The organism is Pseudoalteromonas sp. UBA6610, from assembly GCF_002433295.1.
GTDB classification, from domain to species: domain Bacteria; phylum Pseudomonadota; class Gammaproteobacteria; order Enterobacterales; family Alteromonadaceae; genus Pseudoalteromonas; species Pseudoalteromonas atlantica.
Map to the genome: position 1 here is coordinate 1 of NZ_DJHW01000136.1, position 19,247 is coordinate 19,247.

The window sequence follows — 19,247 nt, forward strand, 5'->3', positions numbered from 1 at the left end:
TGCCAAACAGGCGCTGCCCTAAGGGTTCTGCCTAGGGGCTATTTACTCTTTGTTACTCGGTTTTTACGTAGCCCACTAGGTTACAAACCTCGCGCCGCGATTTAATCGCCCCTAGATTGAACAAATTTCAATCCGCAAAAATCAACACGCCCTCAGTTTGGCTGATTCTACAGACACCAAGCCATCGTTTTTACCTTTAAAATAATGCTGTGTCAGGGGGGATGCTTTAGTACCGGCTATTACGCCTAAATCAATGTCCAGCTCATTTATGGTGTTGCCCAAACTCTTACTGCCTGTAATTAGAGATTGGCTTACACCGCCGGCTATATGCATTAACCATGAACCATTTAAATGATTAGCTAATTCGCAGCCTTTGTTAGGCGTACCAATTAACACGACATTTCCAAGTGTATTACCATTAAATACCCGAGGGTTATTTTGCAAGTAGGCTCTAATAACTAAGCCACCTAGGGAGTGGCCGACAAAATGTACTTTACTCGCGTTAGCAATACAGGCATTAATTTGTGTGGTTGTTTGCGTAAACACAGCCTCAACACTTTGCCCTAAAGAGGCGTAATTTAGGCTGCATACTTTATAATGAGCACGTTTAAGCTGTTGGGCAAAATATCGCATTACCCAATCGCTTCTGCCTAATCCATGGGCAAGTACTACCAGCTCATCATTAGGTTTATACTGCACAGGAGGATTATTGGTACTTTTACAGCCGGTTAGGAAAAGTATTAGGCCGATTACTAATGGTTTTTTCATTACTTTTACACCCTACACACGTTCGCTATTAGTAATTATATTGTCCATTTAAAAGCAGTGTGCTGCTCAGTAACCGCCCATAATTTGCTAAGTACAGGCTGATCTAAAGCAAACGGCTCAAGTTTGCATGTTCCTACGGGGCCGCTCCAATTCCATCTTCCTGATGGGCCATAATACGCACGTTGTTTTAGGTTATGCTCGGTGGCACACATAACCTCAGGGTATGCACCTTGCTCTGCCGATTGCGCTAAGCCCATTTTTACTATTAGTGACCAGGTAAATCGGGTTGCAAAGTTAACATTATCGCCAATAAGAGAGGTATTAGCTGCACCTGGGTGACACACAAACACCTGCACATTTTTATTGGCGGCGGCTATTTTATTTTGCAGCTCATAAGCAAACATCATTTGTGCAAGTTTACTGTGGCAGTAGGTCTTATTTGGGTGGTAGTTTTTATTCCAATTCATGTCATCAAATTGAATCGTTTTAAGCCCCATTTTGTAGCCTTCACTGGCCACTACGACAATACGCCCGCTAGATTGCTCTATTTTATTAAATAGCAAACCACACAGTAAAAAGTGCCCATAGTGGTTAACCCCTAACTGACTTTCAAAGCCGTCTTTAGTAAATTGCTGAGTCGCGACCTGCGCAATAGCGCCGTTACAAATAAGTGCATCTATGTGTGGCACAGCTTGTAATACCTCGTTGGCTGCATGGCGTACTGATGCAAGCTCTGCTAGGTCCATTTTTATAAAGCTCACATCGGTACTATTGCCAAACTCCTGTTTTAACTTAGCAATAGCTTCATCTGATTTTAAAGGGTTACGATTGAGCATAACTACTTTTGCGCCTTTAGCGAGTAATAGTCGGGTTGCTTCAAAGCCTGCGCCTGTATTTGCTCCCGTTATTAGATAGCATTTACCAACTAAAGAACTGAGTTGGTCGGGAGTCCAGCCAGAAGGGCCAAATGGGTTAGTTGCGCTCATTAGTTAAATTCCTATCAATATAAGTATAAATATGCAGTACAGGGCTATGCGCATTGTTCCACATTGCTTGTTAGGTAATATAACTCTCGCTACTAGGTGTAACTAGGCGATATCCTCTCTAAAATATGCCTATTTGTATCGCTGCATTGAGAATGTGTATTTACGGTGCTAGATTGGATTTATTCTATATTTAAAGGGTATGGGTGAATGAGCAAACACCACATTAAGCAACTTATACAAAATAGCCTGTCTTTTAACGATGTAAACAACGATGAAAATTATGCCCAAGGGCTAATAGAAACGGGTATTAAAGGTGTTCAGTTGTTTAAAGTAACGCAGGCTATGCGCTGTGCACCTGCGGTATACGAGCCGTGTATTGTTGCTATAGTCAGTGGCGCTAAAGAAGCCATACTCGATGGTAAGCATTTTATATACGATGAAAATAATTATATGTGCTGCCCTATGTCTATGCCGGTAGAAGCGGGTACACCCACGGCTTCACCTGAGAACCCCTTGCTAGGCGTTATTGTATCGCTAGATACAAAAGTGATGACCGAATTATCTATTACCATGGCTGCACAAGGTGCAAAAAAACACGCATCAGGCCCCAAAACGCAAGGGCTTACACTCGCAGCATGGGATGGCTCATTTACCGATTCATTACTACGATTGCTGCAACTTGTAGGCAACCCTGTAGATATTGCGGTTTTAGGCGAAGGGCGACTGCGAGAATTATATTACGCCATATTAAACGGACAGGCAGGTAGTAGTGTGCACCAAGCCTTTGGCGTAGGAAACGACATAGCACGCTCAATTGATTATTTGGCATCTCGATTAGATGAAACCATAACCATAGACGATATGGCAGCAAAAATTGGCGTAAGTAGGGCAGTTTTGCATCGAAAATTTAAGGATGCGACCAGTATGTCGCCGATTCAATTTGTTAAATCTATGCGCTTAAATACCGCTGCGATGAAAATTGCAGCGGGTATGAACGTAAGTTCGGCGGCCATGTCGGTAGGCTATGTTAGCTCATCACAATTTAGCCGAGAATTTAAACGTATGTATGGGCAATCGCCAAAGCAGTGGAGCCAAGCAAAGGAGTTACCTCAGGAGCTTGTTGAGCAATCGATTGTTCAAACAGTTGATCAAACAACCAGCCTGAGGGATTGATCATGGATAATATAGTCATTTTTAGGGTTGTTGGTGCGGTATTCATTATTTTTGGCATAGTGTTAGCTGTCAACCCTGAGCTGATAAGCAATAAGCCAGTTCCGAATGATATTTTTAAGGCCGTAGAGCGCAGAATTTGGTGGGGGTTATTTATTGGTTTTGGCTTATTACTGCAATTTCATTTTCAGCTTGTACCTTGGCAAGCTAGCATAGCGGCAACACTGTCATCGTTACTCGTAGGACTATTAATTGCAAGGCTTATTGGCATTATGTTAGATGGCTCGGTAGCAAAACAGTGGCTAAATGTGGGTATTGAAATAGTAATACTCGCGCCATTAATTTGGTGGTATTTAAAAGTACGCAGCTAGTATCAAGATTGTTAATTTTAGAAACTAAAAGTAATTTTAGTTTCTGTGTTTTTTAAAGGAGCGGTAAAGTGAAACTAATCTGTCGTTTACTTTTACCTATGAACTAAATAATGATGAACCTCGATTACCTAAACTTATTTGTCAGAGTAGCTGCAACTAATAATATATCAAAAGCTGGAGCTGAACTTGGCTTGTCATCGGCTGTAGCAAGTGCTCACCTTAATAAATTAGAAGAGAGTATTGGAGTTCGGCTAATACACAGAACTACACGAAAAGTATCGCTTACTGATGAAGGGAAAGAGTTTCTGCCCCACGCAAAGGATGTGCTTGTTACTGCTGATATCGCACTAACGTCTGTAAAAAGCGAAAGAGCAAAAATAGCAGGTAAATTGAGAATAACAGCCCCTGTTTCTTTTGGTCATATTCATCTCATTCCTGCGCTAAATAAGTTTATGGATCTTTACCCTGATTTAACCGTAGAGCTTCGCCTTAGCGATACAATAGTAGATATGGTTGAAGGTGGGTTTGACATTGCTATTCGTAACGCAGAGCTTAAAGACTCTACATTAGTCGCAAGGAAGCTCGCAACTGACAACAGAATTATATGTGCATCACCAGATTACCTTAACAAGCATGGTATACCTACCAATCCCGAAGCGCTTTTACAACATAACTGTATTAATTTAATAGGCAATGAGCATTGGCATTTTAAAACGCCTAGTGGGTCAAAGACGGTTAAAACCAAAGGGAGCTTTGCCTCAGATAATGGAGAGGCGGTGCGCAATGCGGGCATTAATGGCATGGGGGTAATCATGTGCTCTACTTGGATTGCCTATGAGCAATTAAAAGCAGGTCAATTAGTACAAATTCTAAGGGATTACCCGTTAGAGTCTCATGCTTCTATATGGGCGGTTTACCCGTCTTCAAAATTAGTGGCCCCAAAGGTGCGGGCATTTATCGACTTTTTTTCAGCCAGCTATGGCAGCCCGCCTTATTGGGATAAAGTATTGGAGAGTCAAAAAGGTCAGTGAGCGCTGACCGTTTTGAGTGCATCATTATTTTAAAGACACTGTTGATATAGTAAACGGTGCGTCAGCTTGCGTGTTGGCCATGTTTGGTGCATCAAACACTGCATCAAAATTTGTAATATACACGTTATTGCCTCTAACAATCGCTTCTCCAGGTCCATCTAACTCATTATTTGTACCGTCGCTGTCTTTATTTTTTGTCAGTAAAGTTGTTTTACCATTTACATCAATACTATAAGCAGCATTGTCAAATAAGTCAGTAATATATAAAGCTTGAGAGTCTTCACTCCACTGAATACCGTCACTTGCAATCAAGCCTTCACTAAATAGCGTGGTTGATTGTTTAGTGCCATTTTTACTAATGGTGGTTTTATACACCGTCCCTTCTTCCATAATACCGGTATATAAGTTACCAAGCTCATCAACAGCTAAACCATTGGCACCAAAACCTAGGCTTCCATCTGAGTAAAAGACTTCAAATAAATGTGCGTCAAAATTATCTTTTCCTTTATACGCAGCGATCTGTAATGGATTTTTTGGGTCTAATTCCTCTAAACTTACTTTGTACACACCGCTGGTGGTCGAGCTGCCTTCTTCAGTTGCAAGCACTGTATCTGAGATGAATAAGTCGTTACCGTGCCACGCTATGGCATTAGGAAAAGAAAACCCTTTAGCAACAACATCAACAGTGGTTGCTAAAGGGTTTTGTACATTAACGCGTAATAAACGCGATTCGCCACCAAACCATAATTGCATATCGACTACGTAAATGTTGCCATCTGGCCCCATAGCAATACCCATAGGCGTAACTACTCCGCTGGTTGGTTCAAGATCGCGGGGCTTAAATGTATACCATACTGATACGCGATCGTTTTCACCAATTAGGCCAATCGTTGGCGCTTGGGCATTTTGTATGACCCCTTTTTCGATAAGTGTTTGATTATGTAAATTTGGTGAAGTAAATAAAATATTGTTATTAGCATCAAGTGCAAAGCTGGCAGGAGAATTAAACTGCGCAGGTAAATTTTGTAGTGAATAAGTTTGTTGTGCAGGTGGCGTTTGCGTACAGGCAAAAAGAGCACCTGAAATAAGCAGTAAACTTACTATTTTTAAGTATTTTTTTGAAATATTCATAGTATCCCTTTAAATGGCAATGGATGTTTAAAACATGGCCGGTAATCATAATCGATATAAAAACCGGCATTTGGAGCTACTAGTTATTTAGCAAAACCACCCAATGGTTTTAGTAATAGTGGCGAAAGTGCAGCATGCATATCTCGTAACTCTTGAGGTAAGTCACCTAGATGGACCATACGTGTTGGGGTTGCTGCTTTAATCCACTGCTCGGCATGGTCGTTCCAATTTTCAATATGAGTGAAGGATGACTCTAAATCACGAAAGCGCTCATAAACCAATACGTCACCTTCATCAGATAGGTAGTATTGATAGTTTAAAGTGCCAGGCTCTGTTTTAGCTCTTTCTACTTGCGAATTCATTACCGCCTTGAATGCTTCAAGTTGGCCTTCGTTTAGTTTAGCTTCAACAATCCAACCAAAATTTTCGAAGGTTGTGCCATTGTCAGTGTTAATCATGCTTGTTTCATCTACTTCTCGAGCAAAGCCACCTAATGGTTTTAGCCATGTTGGTGATAGCGCAGCGTGACGCTCTCGTACATCATCAGGTAAATCGCCAAGATGAAGCATACGAGTTGGCTCAGCAGCGGCTATCCAGCGTTCAGCATGTGCATCCCAGTTTTCAATGTGTTCGTGTGAAGCGTGTGCATCAGCAAATCGCTCGTAAACTAAAACATCGCCATCATCAGACAAATAGTATTGGTAATTAAGCGTACCTTCTTCAGTCAATGCGCGGTTAACTTGCGAATTCATCACCGCTTTAAAGTTTTCTAATTCGCCTTTTTTAAGTTTTGCTTCAACGATCCAACCAAAATTCTTAAACATAATATTCTCCACAGTATAGGAAGATACATTTCTTCCGAATTAATCTACATTGTCTTGAGTTGACGAATGAGAAGATAACAAAGTTAATTGGTATTGATAATGAAGGTAATTAAGAATCACTTCGTAGTTTTTGTTTATAATTTATTTTAATAATAATTGTGATTATTTCAGCGATACTGCGAATAACTAGATAAGGCGATTATGTGAGTACTATCGTGCAGCTAAAATGTTTATATAAATGTGTACAGGCTATGTTGCATTAGCCAAAGCGCCGCACTTTATTACTTTTAAAAACAGATGCATTAGAAATTAAACACAATGAAACTGTGATGAGCCAACTACGTGATGAGATTAATTTAGATGATGGATTTATGCGTAAATGAACACCAATAAAAAAGCACTGTTTACTCAAACAATGGAGCAGCATAAAGGCATTATTTATAAAGTTGTAAACTCTTACTGTCAAAACCAACACGACAGGCAAGACCTAGCGCAAGAAATACTCACCACCATGTGGCTTGCTTATGATAATTACGACAAAGACTATAAGTTTTCTACGTGGATGTACCGAATAGCACTGAATGTGGCGATTTCCTATTACCGCAAAGACAGTAAACGAGAAGAGAAAGCCAATGAAAGTGAGCAGTGCATTGTGCACATAGCCGACCTCTCAGCGCACAATGATAAAAGCGAAGAGGTTAAGCAGCTTTATGAATTTATAGCAAAGCTCGATAAGTTAAATAAAGCCATAGTATTGCTGTATTTAGAAGGCGAATCCCATCAAAGCATAGCGACGAGTTTAGGCATAAGTAAAACCAACGTCGCTACGCGAATTGGCCGAATTAAAGAAACACTAAAAAATCAATTTGAAAAACAAGGGGCTTAAAATGAATTTAGATAATTTTAAAAACACATGGCAGCAGCAAAATAGTGTTAACGAATCGGCCATTACAATAAACCAATCACTGCTGAGCGAAACAAAAGTGAATAAACAAATGAAAGAGCTTAATACTATGAAGTGGGCACGTATTATTGAAAGCGCAGCCTTCTTTTTTATTATTGTTTTATTGGGGCAGTATATTGCAAATAACTTTAGTGTTTCAGCGCCTTCAATATCTGCGTTGATACTGAGTGTATTTTCCATTGCTGGCCTTGCAGGTAATATCGGCCAAATAGTGCATATTGCTAAAGTTGATTATGCAAAGCCAATTAGCCAACTTCAAAAAGACGTTTACCGCCTTTGCTCACATAAATTACAACTAACTAAGTTGTTGCTTATGTCAGCTCCTTTTTATATGGCTTATGTTTTTATTGGCTTTGACGAGCTATTTGAAATTGACTTGTATGCACACCTAGAGCAACACATGGTTTGGTTTTACAGCGTGTCATCGCTTCTACTTTTAATAATTACAAGCTGCGTATTAGCTAAACTAAACTACACAAATATTAAAGCGCCTTGGGTTAAACGCACCATTGCATTTATTGTCGGTGAGCGTTTAGTTAATATGGCGCAATTTATAAATAATATAGACTCGACAGACAGCTAATTAATTAGCTGTCTAACTTTCAAAATACCCAAAATAGAGTTATTCGAGGTTATTCTGTTTTTTCTTTAAACTCACACAAGTCTTCAATAATACAGCTGCCGCATTTAGGCTTGCGTGCTACGCAGGTGTAGCGTCCGTGTAGTATTAACCAGTGGTGTACGTCTACTTTAAATTCTTTAGGGACAACCTTTTCAAGCTTTTGTTCTACAGCGACTACATCTTTACCCATAGCAAATTTGGTGCGGTTTGAAACACGAAAAATATGCGTGTCTACGGCAATGGTCGGCCAGCCAAAAGATAATTGTAGTAGATGGGTGCTTAGGCTTACTATATACTGCGCCGAAATTAGACAACCTACCTATTCCACATGGCAAACACTTCATTTCAAAAACCTCTACTGTACAGCTACATTCGATTTTCCACCGTTGACCAAGCGAAGGGACAGTCACTTAATAGGCAATTAAATTACGCCAAGGAAGTCGCTAGAGATAAGGGCTTAGAGTTAGACGAGTCTCTAACTATGCGAGATATGGGGCTGAGTGCGTACCATCAGGCTAATATAACCCGAGGTGCTTTAGGTGTATTTCTGGACGCGATTGAACAGGGGAAGGTCCCATCGGGATCAGTTTTAGTAATTGAAAGTTTAGACCGAATTTCGAGAGCTGAGCCTTTAGAGAGCCAGGGGATCATGGCCAAAATAATCAACGCAGGGATAACAGTGATAACCGCTGTAGATCGCAAGGAGTTCAATAAACAGACGATTAAACAGAACCCGATGGACTTAATTTATATCGTTCTAGTGTTGATTAGGGCAAACGAAGAGAGTGAGACTAAGTCATTGCGTGTGAGAGCTGCATTAGTGAAGCAATGTGTAGACTGGCTAGATGGTAAACGAGGCTTTCGAGTGAAGTGTGGTAAAGCCCCTAGTTGGGTCGAGTGGGACGCAGAGGCAAAAGCATTTAAACTCAAGCCCCATGAGAAGGCTATTATGTTACGTAAAATCGCACTTTTTGAGAAAGGCTATGGTGGGATTAAAATAGCCGAATTGCTGAATAAGGAGTTCGGTAAGGGAACTGTTCATCACACTGGTGCTAATGTATATAAGGAAGTGAAAAGGAGAACCCTATTAGGTGAATTGAACGTCACTGTTGGGGGTACTGACTATGTTCTTAGTGATTATTATCCCTCGTTAATCACTAAAGAGCGGTTTGATCTATTGATTCAGGACTCGAAGAAGCGAGGAGCGACTAAGCACTCACAAAAGTTCGTAGGTATATTAGCGGGAATTGGTATTTTCAAATGTGGGACGTGCGGCAAATCTGTGGGTGCGCACGTTGTGTATCGGAATAAGTTCCTTGACGAAGTTAAAAGCAGTCATAAGCGCTATGGTTGCGTTGAAGCGCGGCGTAATAACAACTGTACAATGAAAGCCACAGTACAGATAGAGTTAATCGAAAAAGCCATAGTGCTCTTCTGTCAAGATAATGTGAATTTAAGGAGGATTTTGTTGGAATCAGACAATGAACAGTCAATCTTAATAGAGAAGGCTAAGCATGAAGCAAGGTTAGTTGAACTAAAGCAGCAAATTGAAAAACTCCTAACCTTTATCATAGAAGATAAGAACCCTGCAAAGGCCATATTGGACAAAATCAAAGCTCTAGAAAGCGAGGAGCAGGAGGTTAGTGATGCAATACAGGCCTTACACAATGATGAGCTTAAAAGTAAGAACACCCATCGTGACGAAGTTACAGAGCGCTGGCTGAATTTAACTAAGGATTTACGTGTGCTATCAGGTGAAGAAAGACTACATATTCGTCAGTTAGTCAAAGACACTTTTAAGTCTATTACTTTACAGGTTGACGTTCAGCTAAAGCAAGAGAAAGGCCTTGCCTCATTCATAGAGTCATTCGGTGGAAACAGTGGGGAATGTATAGATCTTACTTGCGAGTTCTACAATGGTAAGAAGCGATTGATAAGGATGAATAAAAAAACAGGTGAGCTTGTGAAAGGCGTGAGTTTAAATACGGTTTATGGTTAGAAACCTTATAAAGCTTACTACTCTTTGATAACAATCGTTGTACAATGAACCCTTCCAAAATCGTTGTACAACGATGATTTTAAAAGGTTTTTTGCTGATTTGCCTTGACTATTTAAGGGGGCTGATTAAGAATGCTGCACCAAAATTAAAGCAACAGATTGTCATGACTTTTTTTGGTGGCATACAGGACATTACCCTTCTGTATTACTCTACATAGCAGTTCATTATGAACAATGACTATTAGCCCATCGAATGCAACTGTTGCTAGGTATATATTATTATCCTAATGGGTGTTAAGCAGTGGTGAGTAAAAGAAAAGTATTAAGAGAAGGTTGGGTACTAATTGATGGTGTTCCAAGTCATATAAACGCTATTAAAGACTCTGGTTGTTATGAGAGGATGTTTAGTAGATGCAAACGACAAGTAGACCTCATGCTAGAGCATAATAGGAAGGTTCTGGCAGTCCCATTAACGGTTAACTTTATGACTGAGGCATCCGATAACTGCGAGCGCTACCAGCAATGTTTAGAGCTTATTAATGCTGGTAACAATACATTGATGTCGGAGATGATGAGGGCCTTTAGGGTCTATCTAAGGTCGGCTTATGGTCGGGAACTTAAACAAGAACAGCTAGCAAAGGGAGTGAAGCCTGGGCGAAGATTAATTAAGATCACTAGGCTGGGATTTTTTTGGGTGAGGGAGTTCTCTAAAGATGGGGAATACCCGCACTATCACTTGTGGCTATTGGTTGATGGTAGTCAAATTCAAAGTGCTTACTGGCTCTCTAAGAAGCTAAGACTGATTGCAAGTAGGTTTAACTTCGCTCTGTTCTACTTAGAAGGCACGTCATGGCGGCTTGATAGGAAAGACCCTTCATTATACTGGAGTCTATTGTACCATTTGTCATATGCTACGAAAGAGGCTAGTAAGGACTCCTCGCGTAAATGCAAAAATGCGAATGAGTATGACTCTAGCAAGCTTAGGCCCCCAAACTCCATTAAAAAGAGCGGCTCACTTCCTTGGACTGGCTTTCAATTACAAAGCATAGAACAACACTTGCGAGCTGGGAACGTGTTCACAATCAACAGGCACCGAGACAGGCTGACGTACAGAAGCTTCAATGAATTTAAAGGCGACATAGCTCATTTAAGTTTATAGGAAGTAGCTATTATCGTTCCATCTACAATAGACATGAACGCCATCACATGGAAAGTACATGTACACTGATACATGAGTAGAATAGGCGCAGCAATCTGTGCTGCAAACCGCTGATTGTTTGTTCCTAATCCAATGTTAATACTCGATTCACACATTTAGGACAGGGGCTTAGTATCTAGCTCTTTTTTATGTTTATGATGGGCTCCCATAAGAGCAGCACGCTGAGTAAGAGGCTCAATTCATTATAAGAAGGGGGCTATATATTGGTGCCACTTAGCGGCTCTGAGCAAGAGTTAAGGGGGGTAGTACTTATGGTGTGTATTCTAGCCCTTGTACATATGTAAACTTGTAACTGTTGACTAAGTCAACGCATTGGCAATTTACTTATGGGGCAGGGGATTTGGGGGCTTTAGCGTTGATTTAAGTGATTGCTTGATGTGTATCATAGTCTCTATATGCAACTATTGTAGAGCCTTCAAGGCTTTAAAGGATATCAGGCAGCACAGTCACTTATAAAGGCGTTGTTTCATTACGAAAAACTAGGCTACTGCGGCGCAGAGGAAAAAAGCTCATTAACCGTGGTCTGCCCGTTGGGTGAGACTGCGTTACTTTACTTGGACTCAGCTTATAAGTCTCGAAGTTAGCCCTGTATTTAAAGGGTGAACCAACTGTGCAGTCGATTTTTAGAGATGACTTTAATGAATTTTTTACGATAGCCCCTAAACTCCTCATATAACCCTTGGATATTAGCCTTAGAAATCGTTGTACAACCCTGTGTGTTTGTCGAGCAACTAGCTGTTTTTGCTCTTAAAAGGCTTGCAGCATAAGCTATTTGGATTTAATATGCCGACGTCTTTAGGGGAGCCCATCAGACATTGCCCAATACTTGGCCCCTTCGCCCGTGTAACCCTAAAGCCCGTTAGATAGGAAAATCCAAACATAGTAATTATACATGTCTGGTCCGATACCTAATGGAGTGTCCCATTGATTAACCAATTGATGAACAACTAGCAAACACCGCAAAGAGGCGAGTGTTTCTTTTATTGAGGCACGAGAATTTTATGATCCCCATTAAAGCAACCAACCAAAGCTTACTATTAGAGGAAGGGCAGCAGCTTGCCCTATTAGATATGTATGGAAACGTTTTAGAAAAAGGCGATGTTGTCAGCGCCGTTATATTTGAAGCAATGACGACTCAGGTTATTGAACAATTCTGTAGTCGGTTTACTGCTTTTACCCAAGATGACTTTAATAGCCTTGGTAATAAGACTAATTAAACACCTCCAACGAAATGATGGTCTAGTGGCCCAAAACCATTAGGTTTTGGGCCTACTAAATTGAGCCGGTAAAAGGGGGGCTCAAAAATAGGGGGTTTGGATTTTGAGCCTGGCCTGATATTGTGAGGGGGGTTTTGAGCTACGGGTTTGAGGTATGAGTCAAAGAACATTTTTTTATTGTCGAGTTTCTACTACAGAGCAAACGGTTGATAATCAAGTGCTAGCCTTTAAAAATAACGGCTACGAAGTAAATGAGCATTTTGTTGTAAGTGAGAGAGTGTCTGGAGCCGTGTGCGCGATGCAGCGAAAAGGGTTTCGAGATATGTATAAACACAAACTCTACGATGGAGATACCCTTGTGGTATTAAAGCTAGATAGGCTTGGTAGGGACAACATAGATGTACAGCATACAATTGAAATGTTAATTAACAAAGGAGTAAAGGTTCACTGCTTAGATTTACCAACGAAGGACTTATCGACTGCCGAGGGAAAGCTGATGCTTCAAATGTTTAGCGCATTTGCGGAATTTGAACGAAGTAGAATTCGGGAGCGCGTGAAAGAAGGAGTCACAAGAGCGAAAGCAGAAGGCAGATCATGTGGTAGGCCGCCTAAGGCAACACCAGCGAAGGTAGTGGAGCTAAGAAAAAGTCACACGCTTCTTCAAGTTTCCGAAATGCTTGGTGTGTCGCTTTCAACGGTTAAACGGTTGCAGGCTGAATTCAAAAGTAATTCATAGACGAATGTATCTAGAATGCACCTGTCCTATTTTAGGAACGGTGCATTCCATTCTCAGCCCCTTCTGTTCTAGGGAGGCTATTTTTCACACTAATTCAATGATTGCTCAGAAGTGCTTTGACGTTTATTCATGAGGGCCAAGGAAGCGATCACCGTTAAAGTGGATCATATGAGTGGGAGCCTCAGCTACCCAAACCTCTGTTTCCCAGCTTATGTCAGCAAGATATCTTCCCATCGCTTTTCTATCAGGGAAGGCTGTGACATACACAATGCCAGGCTTTGAATGCTTGAATAGTTCACGTAGTTCACTATGACGCTTCCCATCAACAGGGCCGTGTGAGGTTACAGATTCAATAAGTAAAAGCCAGTCCTTTTGGGGCCAATAAAGAACAACATCTGGTAATTTTCCTTTACGGTCTACAGTGACCCCCAATTCCGCTAGGCGTTCTTTCTTGAAAAAGTCTTCCTTGGCACCCGTATCCCCTAAGTATATAACCTCTGCGCCAGGAGCAAAACGTGGGCCAAACTCGACTACGATGTCATGGATAAGCTGGCTATGATCACCTGGGCTAAGCTTAATTTTAGTACCATCATCTAGCGTCAGAGGAATCATTTCCATCTCACGCGCGGCGGCATACTGAGCTACTAATGTGTTTCGCTTTGAGAGCCAGCCTTTAACAGAGGATTCCCATTGCTCAGTGCCGTAAGTAGATAGCACTTCAAACAGCTCAGGGGCGATTTGATAGCAAGCTTTAGGTGAGTTTACAGGACGGTCTGGCTTATCAGGGTTGTATAAAGTTAACCCTCCATCAACAAATTGGTGAAGAGTTTGTCTACGGAAAGTTTCACGTGTGTTAGGAGCATATTCCTTGCCGAACACATCTTTAGCCCAGCTCATTATTGGGGTAACCCCAAGCATAGGTTTCTCCAGCTCTTGCCAAGAACCTTCTGGATGCAGATTCAACAGCGCAAGGAATGTTAGAGCAGAACGCTCATTCTGTTGAGCTGGAGGCATACCTAACAAGGTAATTATTTCAATGGCTTGCTCAACTTTTTCTTGTGTTTTTAGTGGGTTATTATTGTTATTGCCTGTCATGCTATAGAACTCCTTGTCTAATAAATCATCAATTTGTTTTTGACTTAAGTCTGAGTGTGTTACTTGGCCTCCAATATGACGAAGTGACTCGACTGTAGGGTAGTGAATATTTCGTAAATCTGTTGCGTTCACCTGTGTATGACCACCGAAAAGGCGGTAGTATTTGTCCAGTAAAGTTGAGTTCAAGTAAACGTAGAGCCCTAATGCAAGCTCTCTATCTAGGCCCTCTTTCTGAGCGTGGAAGACGTTCAACTTATTCTCGAACCCAATTAAATCTCCTGGCAATGAAGAATCATATGGTGTGGCAACTATGCGTCGTTTCTCTTCTTTAGAGCTAAAGCGACGAACGATGACGAAGTGACCTTCATGCTTCCACAGCCATGGACGAGATTTGTCTGAGATATTTATAGCGTTAGGCTTTTTCGACTTCTTAGGCCAGTCGATGCCTCCATTTAAATGAACAGGGTATATAAGTGGCACAGCACCTTCTTCTATTTCCTGCCTGAGGTCATCCTTCAATCTGAAATCAACTACAGGGCCTGTGCTTACTTTGACCTCCAATTCATCAAGAGACGTAGTGAATAACCCTAGGCGATCAATTATTGCTTGGTCTCGCTGGTTAGCGGCGATATGAATAAACCTGTCTTTATCTTGTGGGTTTACAATACTTTCAAAAGCTACAGTGCGAGTCGTCATATCAGATGCTGAGACAGTATTACTGTCTACGTCTATGTGGAAATCAGCTACAGGGCTAGACGTGATCGTCACGCTCTCTTGTTGCTCTCCTTTCACAAGGTGGATAATAATGTTTTCTTGTAAAACCTCGTCGTCGCTGAATGCATTGCTCCGGCTGTCGAATATATGAATATGTCTTAATGCGGTCTCTTTGAGCATAAGCTCTCGGAATGGTTTGTAATATGGGCCGTTACAAAATGAGCGAGGAACAATAGCTACTAATTCACCTCCTTCAACTAATTGCTGTATTGCTAGAGCGAGGAAGCCTGTGTACAGGTTTACGGTTTCTACACCAGCAGCTCTGAGGGCTAGTCTATGCTCGCTCTTTGTTGCAATCTTCTTGTAGGGAGGGTTCATGATGCAGTGAGTGTACTTTGCATCTTCGCCAAAGAGCCCTGAGGCTTCTCCTGAGGTTATTACAAAATCAGAAAGGGTAAAGCTGGTGGTTAGGTTTAAATCCTTTCTCAGCGCTTCTGAGGAGCAAATGGAGAGGGTTTCATTAATGTATGGAACTACACGTTCCTCAACATCAAATGTATTCAGTGACAATGACTCTGTTTGCCCTCGTGCGATAGCTTCATCGGTAAATGCGGCTGACAATGAACCAGAACCACAACCAGGATCTAATAGCTTTACGTCACGCCCAATATTATCAAATAGTGATGCCATGTATAAGCAGATAGGAGCGCTAGTGAAGAACTGCCCCAAGTTGCCTTTAATTTTAGGGTCTAGGGCTGAGTTGGCTTTTACTCTAATTGCATCGGCATGGTGTAATGTGGTCAATTTTTATCCTTCGGTCTTCTCTTTAAATTCACAAAGATCTTCGATGATGCATGAACCACACTTAGGCTTACGCGCAGTACAAACGTATCTACCATGAAGGATAAACCAGTGGTGCAAGTTAAACATGAACTCAGTCTTATTAGGTGTTTTTTTAATGATGTCTTGTTCTGTTTGCTCTACAGTCTTTCCTTTAGCATAACCAGTGCGGTTTGCAAGGCGTTGGATGTGAGTATCAACCGCTAAGAAGTATCTACCTTCGTTATCCTTTAGCCAGCCGAAGGCTGTGTTGAGCACTACATTTGCGGTTTTTCGGCCAACACCGGGTAGGGCTTCTAGAGCTTCGCGGTTCTCGGGAACAATGCCGTTATGTTGATCAACCAATATTTGGCACATTTTGTACACGTTTGCGGCTTTTGAATTAAATAAGCCAATGGTTTTTATATAATCGCGAAGCGCATCGTGGCCAATATCTAAAATGGCTTGTGGCGTATTAGCAACCGGAAATAATTTACGGGTGGCTTTATTTACCCCTACATCGGTGGCTTGTGCAGAGAGCGTAACGGCTACTAGTAGCTCAAATGGGCTTGAATATTCAAGCTCGGTTTCTGGATGCGGGTTTTGCTCGCGCAAGCGCGAGAGTATTTGGTGACGTTTTTCTTTATTCATGCAACTTAAAACGCATTAGCTAATAGCGTTAATGCGTTTTCCCCTTAAGTTAAGCTAGTAACACGTGCGCGTGGGCCTTTTTCGGCTTCTGGCGGCGTTACTTGTTTTGATTTTATTTGTGCGTCAATAACATTTTTTGCTGCTATTAGCAGCCCAAGCCCTAAAAAGGCGCCGGGTGGTAAAATAGCAAGTAAAAACTGGCTATCGAAACTAAATATTTCCAAGCGTAGGCTTTGTGCCCATGGCCCTAGAAGCAAATCGGCTCCATCAAATAATGTACCTTGGCCTATCAGTTCGCGCATTGCACCTAGCACTAACAGTACGGCCATAAAGCCTAAGCCCATCATTAGGCCATCGAATGCAGACAGGTGAACAGGATTTTTAGAAGCATACGCCTCTGCACGGCCAATAATGGCGCAGTTAGTTACTATTAGTGGAATAAATATGCCTAATGATTGATACAAGCCAAAGGTGTACGCATTCATAAGTAGCTGAACTATGGTCACAAAGCCTGCAATAATCATTACAAATACCGGAATACGAATGTCTTTAGGCACCCAATTACGCACAACTGAAACAGTAATATTAGAGCCTACTAAAACTAATAAAGTGGCTAAGCCTAGGCCAAGCGCGTTGGTTACAGTTGATGTAACAGCTAAAAGCGGGCATAAACCGAGTAGCTGGACTAGCGCGGGGTTATTAGCCCATACGCCTTCTTTGTATAAGGTTTTTAACTCACTCATTGTGTTACCTCTTGGCAAGCATTAGGCTGTTTAAAAATGGCGTCAAAGTTAGTTTTTGCAAATAATACGGCATTTTTTACCGAGCCTACCACGGCGCGAGGGGTAATTGTTGCACCGGTAAATTGGTCAAACTGGCCACCATCTTTTTTTACCGCCCAACGGGCATCGTCTTCACTTTGAACCGTTAAATCGTTAAATGTAGTGATCCATAGCGACTTTTTAACTTCTACTTTGTCGCCTAAGCCGGGCGTTTCTTCGTGCTTAGTAGTGCGAACGCCGGCAATGGTGCCATCAGCAAGTACGGCGGTTAATAAGTTAATATCGCCACTGTAACCACTAGGTGTTATGTGTCTTATTACAAGTGCAACAGGTTGCTGATTTTTATAAGCGCGGTAAATAACTTGCTCGGGGTAAGGACCAAGTTGTTCGTCGCTCATAATTACGCAATTTGTATTGAGCTGATTATCGTAGCTGCTTGGGTTTAATACCTCTTGTAATTGTGAGGTTAGTTGCAAGCGTTCTTGCTCGGCAATTTTATCGGCGGTAAAGGCATCAATTGAGGCAACTAAGCCTGTTGTTATCAGTGCAAAGGCTGTTAATATCGCGCCATTTTTAGCCATTGATGAAATAATCATTTTACTGCTCCGTGGCCATAAGTGCGTGGTTGGGTGTAGTAATCAATCAGCGGTACAGCAATATTAATTAATAATACACTAAAGGCTACCGCATCAGGGAAGCCACCAAAGGTGCGAATTAAATACACCAACAAGCCAATTAATGCGCCATAAATTAAGCGCCCTTTATTGGTAGTTGCAGCCGAAACAGGATCGGTGGCGATAAAAAATGCGCCCATCATGGTTGCGCCACTTAATAGGTGAAATACCATACCCGGCTCGGTACCCGGTGCGGCAATATAGCCAATGGCACTGCACAGCGCTAGTGAGCCTATAAAGCTTACTGGAATATGCCAGTTTATAATTTTAGCTTTTAAAAGGTATAAACCACCGGCTAAAAAGCCTAGGTTAACCCATAGCCAACCAAGCCCAGCCCATTGAGAAAAAATCGGTTTTTGCATACTTTCGCTAACGGTTAGACCATGTGCTACATCGGTTTTAACTGTATCAAGCGGGGTGGCCATGGTGAGGCCATCAACGCCGGCACGGACTTGATCGACACTAAAGCCCAGAGCGGTAAAATCGGTAAATATAAGGCGTAATTGGTCAATAAAGCCAATTGGGGCGTTAAGTAAATCGGTAACGGGTAACCAAGCGGTCATTTGCACCGGAAACGAGACTAAAAGTAGTACGTATGCGGCCATTGCTGGGTTAAATAAGTTAAAGCCAAGCCCACCATAAAGTTGCTTTACAATCACAATGGCAAATAAACAGCCAATAATAATGACCCACCAAGGCGCCAGCGGCGGAATACTCAGTGCTAACAGCACACCAGTAAGCCAAGCACTACCATCACTCAATGCAGGCCAAACAGGGCGTTTACGCATTAACATAATGGCTGCTTCAAATACGCTTACAGCAACAAGTGCCAGTATTAACTGAATAAGTACGCCAGTCCCAAAAAATACCACTTGCGCTATTAGCCCAGGAATACACGCAGCAATTACGGTTAGCATTAATCGCGTTAACGACTTATGGCTATGGTTGTGCGGCGAACTGGCCATGGTTAATTTCATGACTGATCATTTCCTTCTTTTTGTAACTTTTTAGCTTTGGCGCGCGCTATTGCGGCGGCCACGGCGGCTTTTTTCTTCTCTGCTGCAGTTTGCTCAGAGGCCGTTTGCTCAGAGTCTGAACCGCTGCTGGTTTGTGGCTCATTGCTGTGTTCAGGTGTGCTGTGTTCACTTGCTGCTGATTGCTCTGCTTCTTTAGCGGCTTTTTTAGCTTTAGCGCGGGCAATAGCAGCAGCTACGGCCGCTTTTTTGTCATCAGCAGGAGAGCGTGTTTGTGAGTTTTCAGGCTCAACTTCACCTGTTTGCTCAGCAGCACTTGGTTCATCTGATTGCTGGGCTTGCGCAGCCGCTTTAGCGGCTTTTTTAGCTTTAGCACGCGCGATAGCAGCAGCTACCGCTGCTTTTTTGTCATCAGCGGGCGGGGCGGCTTCATCGTTTTGTGGCTCTGCACTTTGCTCAGCTTGCGCCGCTTTTTTAGCTTTAGCGCGGGCAATAGCAGCA

At 42.0% G+C, this 19,247-nt stretch carries 18 protein-coding genes and 1 pseudogene; 8 read left to right on the plus strand and 11 right to left on the minus strand.

The window, feature by feature from the left end:
• Nucleotides 1-141: 141 nt before the first annotated feature.
• Both B4F91_RS17760 and B4F91_RS17765 read right to left on the minus strand, forming a co-directional pair.
• Nucleotides 142-768 carry an alpha/beta fold hydrolase gene (locus B4F91_RS17760; protein WP_286939085.1) on the minus strand — a complete coding sequence of 209 codons (627 nt, stop codon included), beginning with the start codon at nt 766-768 and terminating at the stop codon, nt 142-144.
• Nucleotides 769-803: 35 nt separating this feature from the next.
• Entirely contained in the window at nt 804-1,754 is a 951-nt protein-coding gene (locus B4F91_RS17765; protein WP_138579701.1) for an SDR family oxidoreductase, read from the minus strand.
• A 207-nt stretch (nt 1,755-1,961) separates the two neighbouring features.
• Here B4F91_RS17765 and B4F91_RS17770 point away from each other — a divergent pair, with 207 nt between their 5' ends.
• The 3 genes from B4F91_RS17770 to B4F91_RS17780 all read left to right on the plus strand — a co-directional run bounded on the left by B4F91_RS17770 (nt 1,962) and on the right by B4F91_RS17780 (nt 4,326).
• A complete protein-coding gene (locus B4F91_RS17770) occupies nt 1,962-2,927 on the plus strand; it encodes an AraC family transcriptional regulator (protein ID WP_286939087.1) in 966 nt (321 codons plus the stop codon).
• 2 nt (nt 2,928-2,929) lie between these two features.
• Nucleotides 2,930-3,295 (plus strand): DUF4345 family protein, encoded by a 366-nt coding sequence (locus B4F91_RS17775; RefSeq protein WP_286939089.1) that lies wholly within the window; start codon nt 2,930-2,932, stop codon nt 3,293-3,295.
• 110 nt (nt 3,296-3,405) lie between these two features.
• Complete coding sequence (locus tag B4F91_RS17780) at nt 3,406-4,326, plus strand: LysR family transcriptional regulator (RefSeq protein ID WP_286939091.1); 921 nt, start codon at nt 3,406-3,408, stop codon at nt 4,324-4,326.
• A gap of 24 nt (nt 4,327-4,350) precedes the next feature.
• Here B4F91_RS17780 and B4F91_RS17785 read toward each other — a convergent pair whose 3' ends face one another.
• A complete protein-coding gene (locus tag B4F91_RS17785) occupies nt 4,351-5,457 on the minus strand; it encodes an SMP-30/gluconolactonase/LRE family protein (RefSeq protein ID WP_286939092.1) in 1,107 nt (368 codons plus the stop codon).
• Between the two features lie 83 nt (nt 5,458-5,540).
• Nucleotides 5,541-6,281 (minus strand): putative quinol monooxygenase, encoded by a 741-nt coding sequence (locus B4F91_RS17790; protein WP_286939094.1) that lies wholly within the window; start codon nt 6,279-6,281, stop codon nt 5,541-5,543.
• Nucleotides 6,282-6,660: 379 nt separating this feature from the next.
• Between B4F91_RS17790 and B4F91_RS17795 the strand changes: the two genes are divergently transcribed.
• A complete protein-coding gene (locus B4F91_RS17795) occupies nt 6,661-7,167 on the plus strand; it encodes an RNA polymerase sigma factor (protein ID WP_286939095.1) in 507 nt (168 codons plus the stop codon).
• A gap of 1 nt (nt 7,168) precedes the next feature.
• Nucleotides 7,169-7,828: a hypothetical protein gene (locus B4F91_RS17800; protein WP_286939097.1), complete on the plus strand. Its 660-nt coding sequence runs from the start codon at nt 7,169-7,171 to the stop codon at nt 7,826-7,828.
• 49 nt (nt 7,829-7,877) lie between these two features.
• Here the strand turns inward: B4F91_RS17800 and B4F91_RS17805 are convergent, their stop codons facing one another.
• Complete coding sequence (locus B4F91_RS17805) at nt 7,878-8,174, minus strand: hypothetical protein (protein WP_414704623.1); 297 nt, start codon at nt 8,172-8,174, stop codon at nt 7,878-7,880.
• Between the two features lie 21 nt (nt 8,175-8,195).
• Between B4F91_RS17805 and B4F91_RS17810 the strand changes: the two genes are divergently transcribed.
• The 3 genes from B4F91_RS17810 (at nt 8,196) to B4F91_RS17820 (ending at nt 13,037) form a co-directional block, all read left to right on the plus strand.
• A complete protein-coding gene (locus B4F91_RS17810; RefSeq protein ID WP_286939100.1) occupies nt 8,196-9,866 on the plus strand; it encodes a recombinase family protein in 1,671 nt (556 codons plus the stop codon).
• 2,219 nt (nt 9,867-12,085) lie between these two features.
• Nucleotides 12,086-12,301, plus strand: a complete 216-nt coding sequence (locus tag B4F91_RS17815; protein WP_261591767.1) for a hypothetical protein — start codon at nt 12,086-12,088, stop codon at nt 12,299-12,301.
• A gap of 154 nt (nt 12,302-12,455) precedes the next feature.
• Complete coding sequence (locus B4F91_RS17820) at nt 12,456-13,037, plus strand: recombinase family protein (RefSeq protein ID WP_261591768.1); 582 nt, start codon at nt 12,456-12,458, stop codon at nt 13,035-13,037.
• A gap of 123 nt (nt 13,038-13,160) precedes the next feature.
• Here the strand turns inward: B4F91_RS17820 and B4F91_RS17825 are convergent, their stop codons facing one another.
• From B4F91_RS17825 to B4F91_RS17850, 6 genes and pseudogenes are all read right to left on the minus strand, one after another.
• A complete protein-coding gene (locus B4F91_RS17825) occupies nt 13,161-15,650 on the minus strand; it encodes a BsuBI/PstI family type II restriction endonuclease (protein ID WP_286939104.1) in 2,490 nt (829 codons plus the stop codon).
• A gap of 3 nt (nt 15,651-15,653) precedes the next feature.
• A complete protein-coding gene (gene nth / locus B4F91_RS17830) occupies nt 15,654-16,316 on the minus strand; it encodes an endonuclease III (RefSeq protein WP_286939105.1) in 663 nt (220 codons plus the stop codon).
• 44 nt (nt 16,317-16,360) lie between these two features.
• The gene (locus B4F91_RS17835; protein WP_004589483.1) at nt 16,361-17,059 is read right to left on the minus strand and encodes an electron transport complex subunit E; all 699 of its coding nucleotides are present in this window, start codon (nt 17,057-17,059) and stop codon (nt 16,361-16,363) included.
• On the minus strand, nt 17,056-17,694 hold the full coding sequence (gene rsxG / locus B4F91_RS17840) for an electron transport complex subunit RsxG (RefSeq protein WP_004589482.1): 639 nt from the start codon (nt 17,692-17,694) through the stop codon (nt 17,056-17,058). Before rsxG ends, B4F91_RS17835 begins: the two co-directional genes overlap by 4 nt.
• Complete coding sequence (gene rsxD / locus B4F91_RS17845; RefSeq protein WP_154946024.1) at nt 17,691-18,749, minus strand: electron transport complex subunit RsxD; 1,059 nt, start codon at nt 18,747-18,749, stop codon at nt 17,691-17,693. The genes rsxG and rsxD overlap by 4 nt, the downstream gene beginning before the upstream one ends.
• A pseudogene (locus tag B4F91_RS17850) lies at nt 18,746-19,247 on the minus strand (electron transport complex subunit RsxC); the annotation flags it as partial. The pseudogene B4F91_RS17850 and the gene rsxD, both read right to left, overlap by 4 nt.

Excerpts from the sequence above, each read along its gene's own strand:
- B4F91_RS17795 (WP_286939095.1), top strand. The coding sequence starts at position 6,661 with ATGAACACCAATAAAAAAGCACTGTTTACTCAAACAATGGAGCAGCAT.
- B4F91_RS17785 (WP_286939092.1), bottom strand. The coding sequence starts at position 5,457 with ATGAATATTTCAAAAAAATACTTAAAAATAGTAAGTTTACTGCTTATT.
- B4F91_RS17810 (WP_286939100.1), top strand. The coding sequence starts at position 8,196 with ATGGCAAACACTTCATTTCAAAAACCTCTACTGTACAGCTACATTCGA.
- nth (WP_286939105.1), bottom strand. The coding sequence starts at position 16,316 with ATGAATAAAGAAAAACGTCACCAAATACTCTCGCGCTTGCGCGAGCAA.
- B4F91_RS17815 (WP_261591767.1), top strand. The coding sequence starts at position 12,086 with ATGATCCCCATTAAAGCAACCAACCAAAGCTTACTATTAGAGGAAGGG.
- B4F91_RS17780 (WP_286939091.1), top strand. The coding sequence starts at position 3,406 with ATGATGAACCTCGATTACCTAAACTTATTTGTCAGAGTAGCTGCAACT.
- B4F91_RS17765 (WP_138579701.1), bottom strand. The coding sequence starts at position 1,754 with ATGAGCGCAACTAACCCATTTGGCCCTTCTGGCTGGACTCCCGACCAA.
- B4F91_RS17760 (WP_286939085.1), bottom strand. The coding sequence starts at position 768 with ATGAAAAAACCATTAGTAATCGGCCTAATACTTTTCCTAACCGGCTGT.
- B4F91_RS17820 (WP_261591768.1), top strand. The coding sequence starts at position 12,456 with ATGAGTCAAAGAACATTTTTTTATTGTCGAGTTTCTACTACAGAGCAA.
- B4F91_RS17835 (WP_004589483.1), bottom strand. The coding sequence starts at position 17,059 with ATGAGTGAGTTAAAAACCTTATACAAAGAAGGCGTATGGGCTAATAAC.
- rsxG (WP_004589482.1), bottom strand. The coding sequence starts at position 17,694 with ATGATTATTTCATCAATGGCTAAAAATGGCGCGATATTAACAGCCTTT.
- rsxD (WP_154946024.1), bottom strand. The coding sequence starts at position 18,749 with ATGAAATTAACCATGGCCAGTTCGCCGCACAACCATAGCCATAAGTCG.
- B4F91_RS17790 (WP_286939094.1), bottom strand. The coding sequence starts at position 6,281 with ATGTTTAAGAATTTTGGTTGGATCGTTGAAGCAAAACTTAAAAAAGGC.
- B4F91_RS17770 (WP_286939087.1), top strand. The coding sequence starts at position 1,962 with ATGAGCAAACACCACATTAAGCAACTTATACAAAATAGCCTGTCTTTT.
- B4F91_RS17775 (WP_286939089.1), top strand. The coding sequence starts at position 2,930 with ATGGATAATATAGTCATTTTTAGGGTTGTTGGTGCGGTATTCATTATT.
- B4F91_RS17800 (WP_286939097.1), top strand. The coding sequence starts at position 7,169 with ATGAATTTAGATAATTTTAAAAACACATGGCAGCAGCAAAATAGTGTT.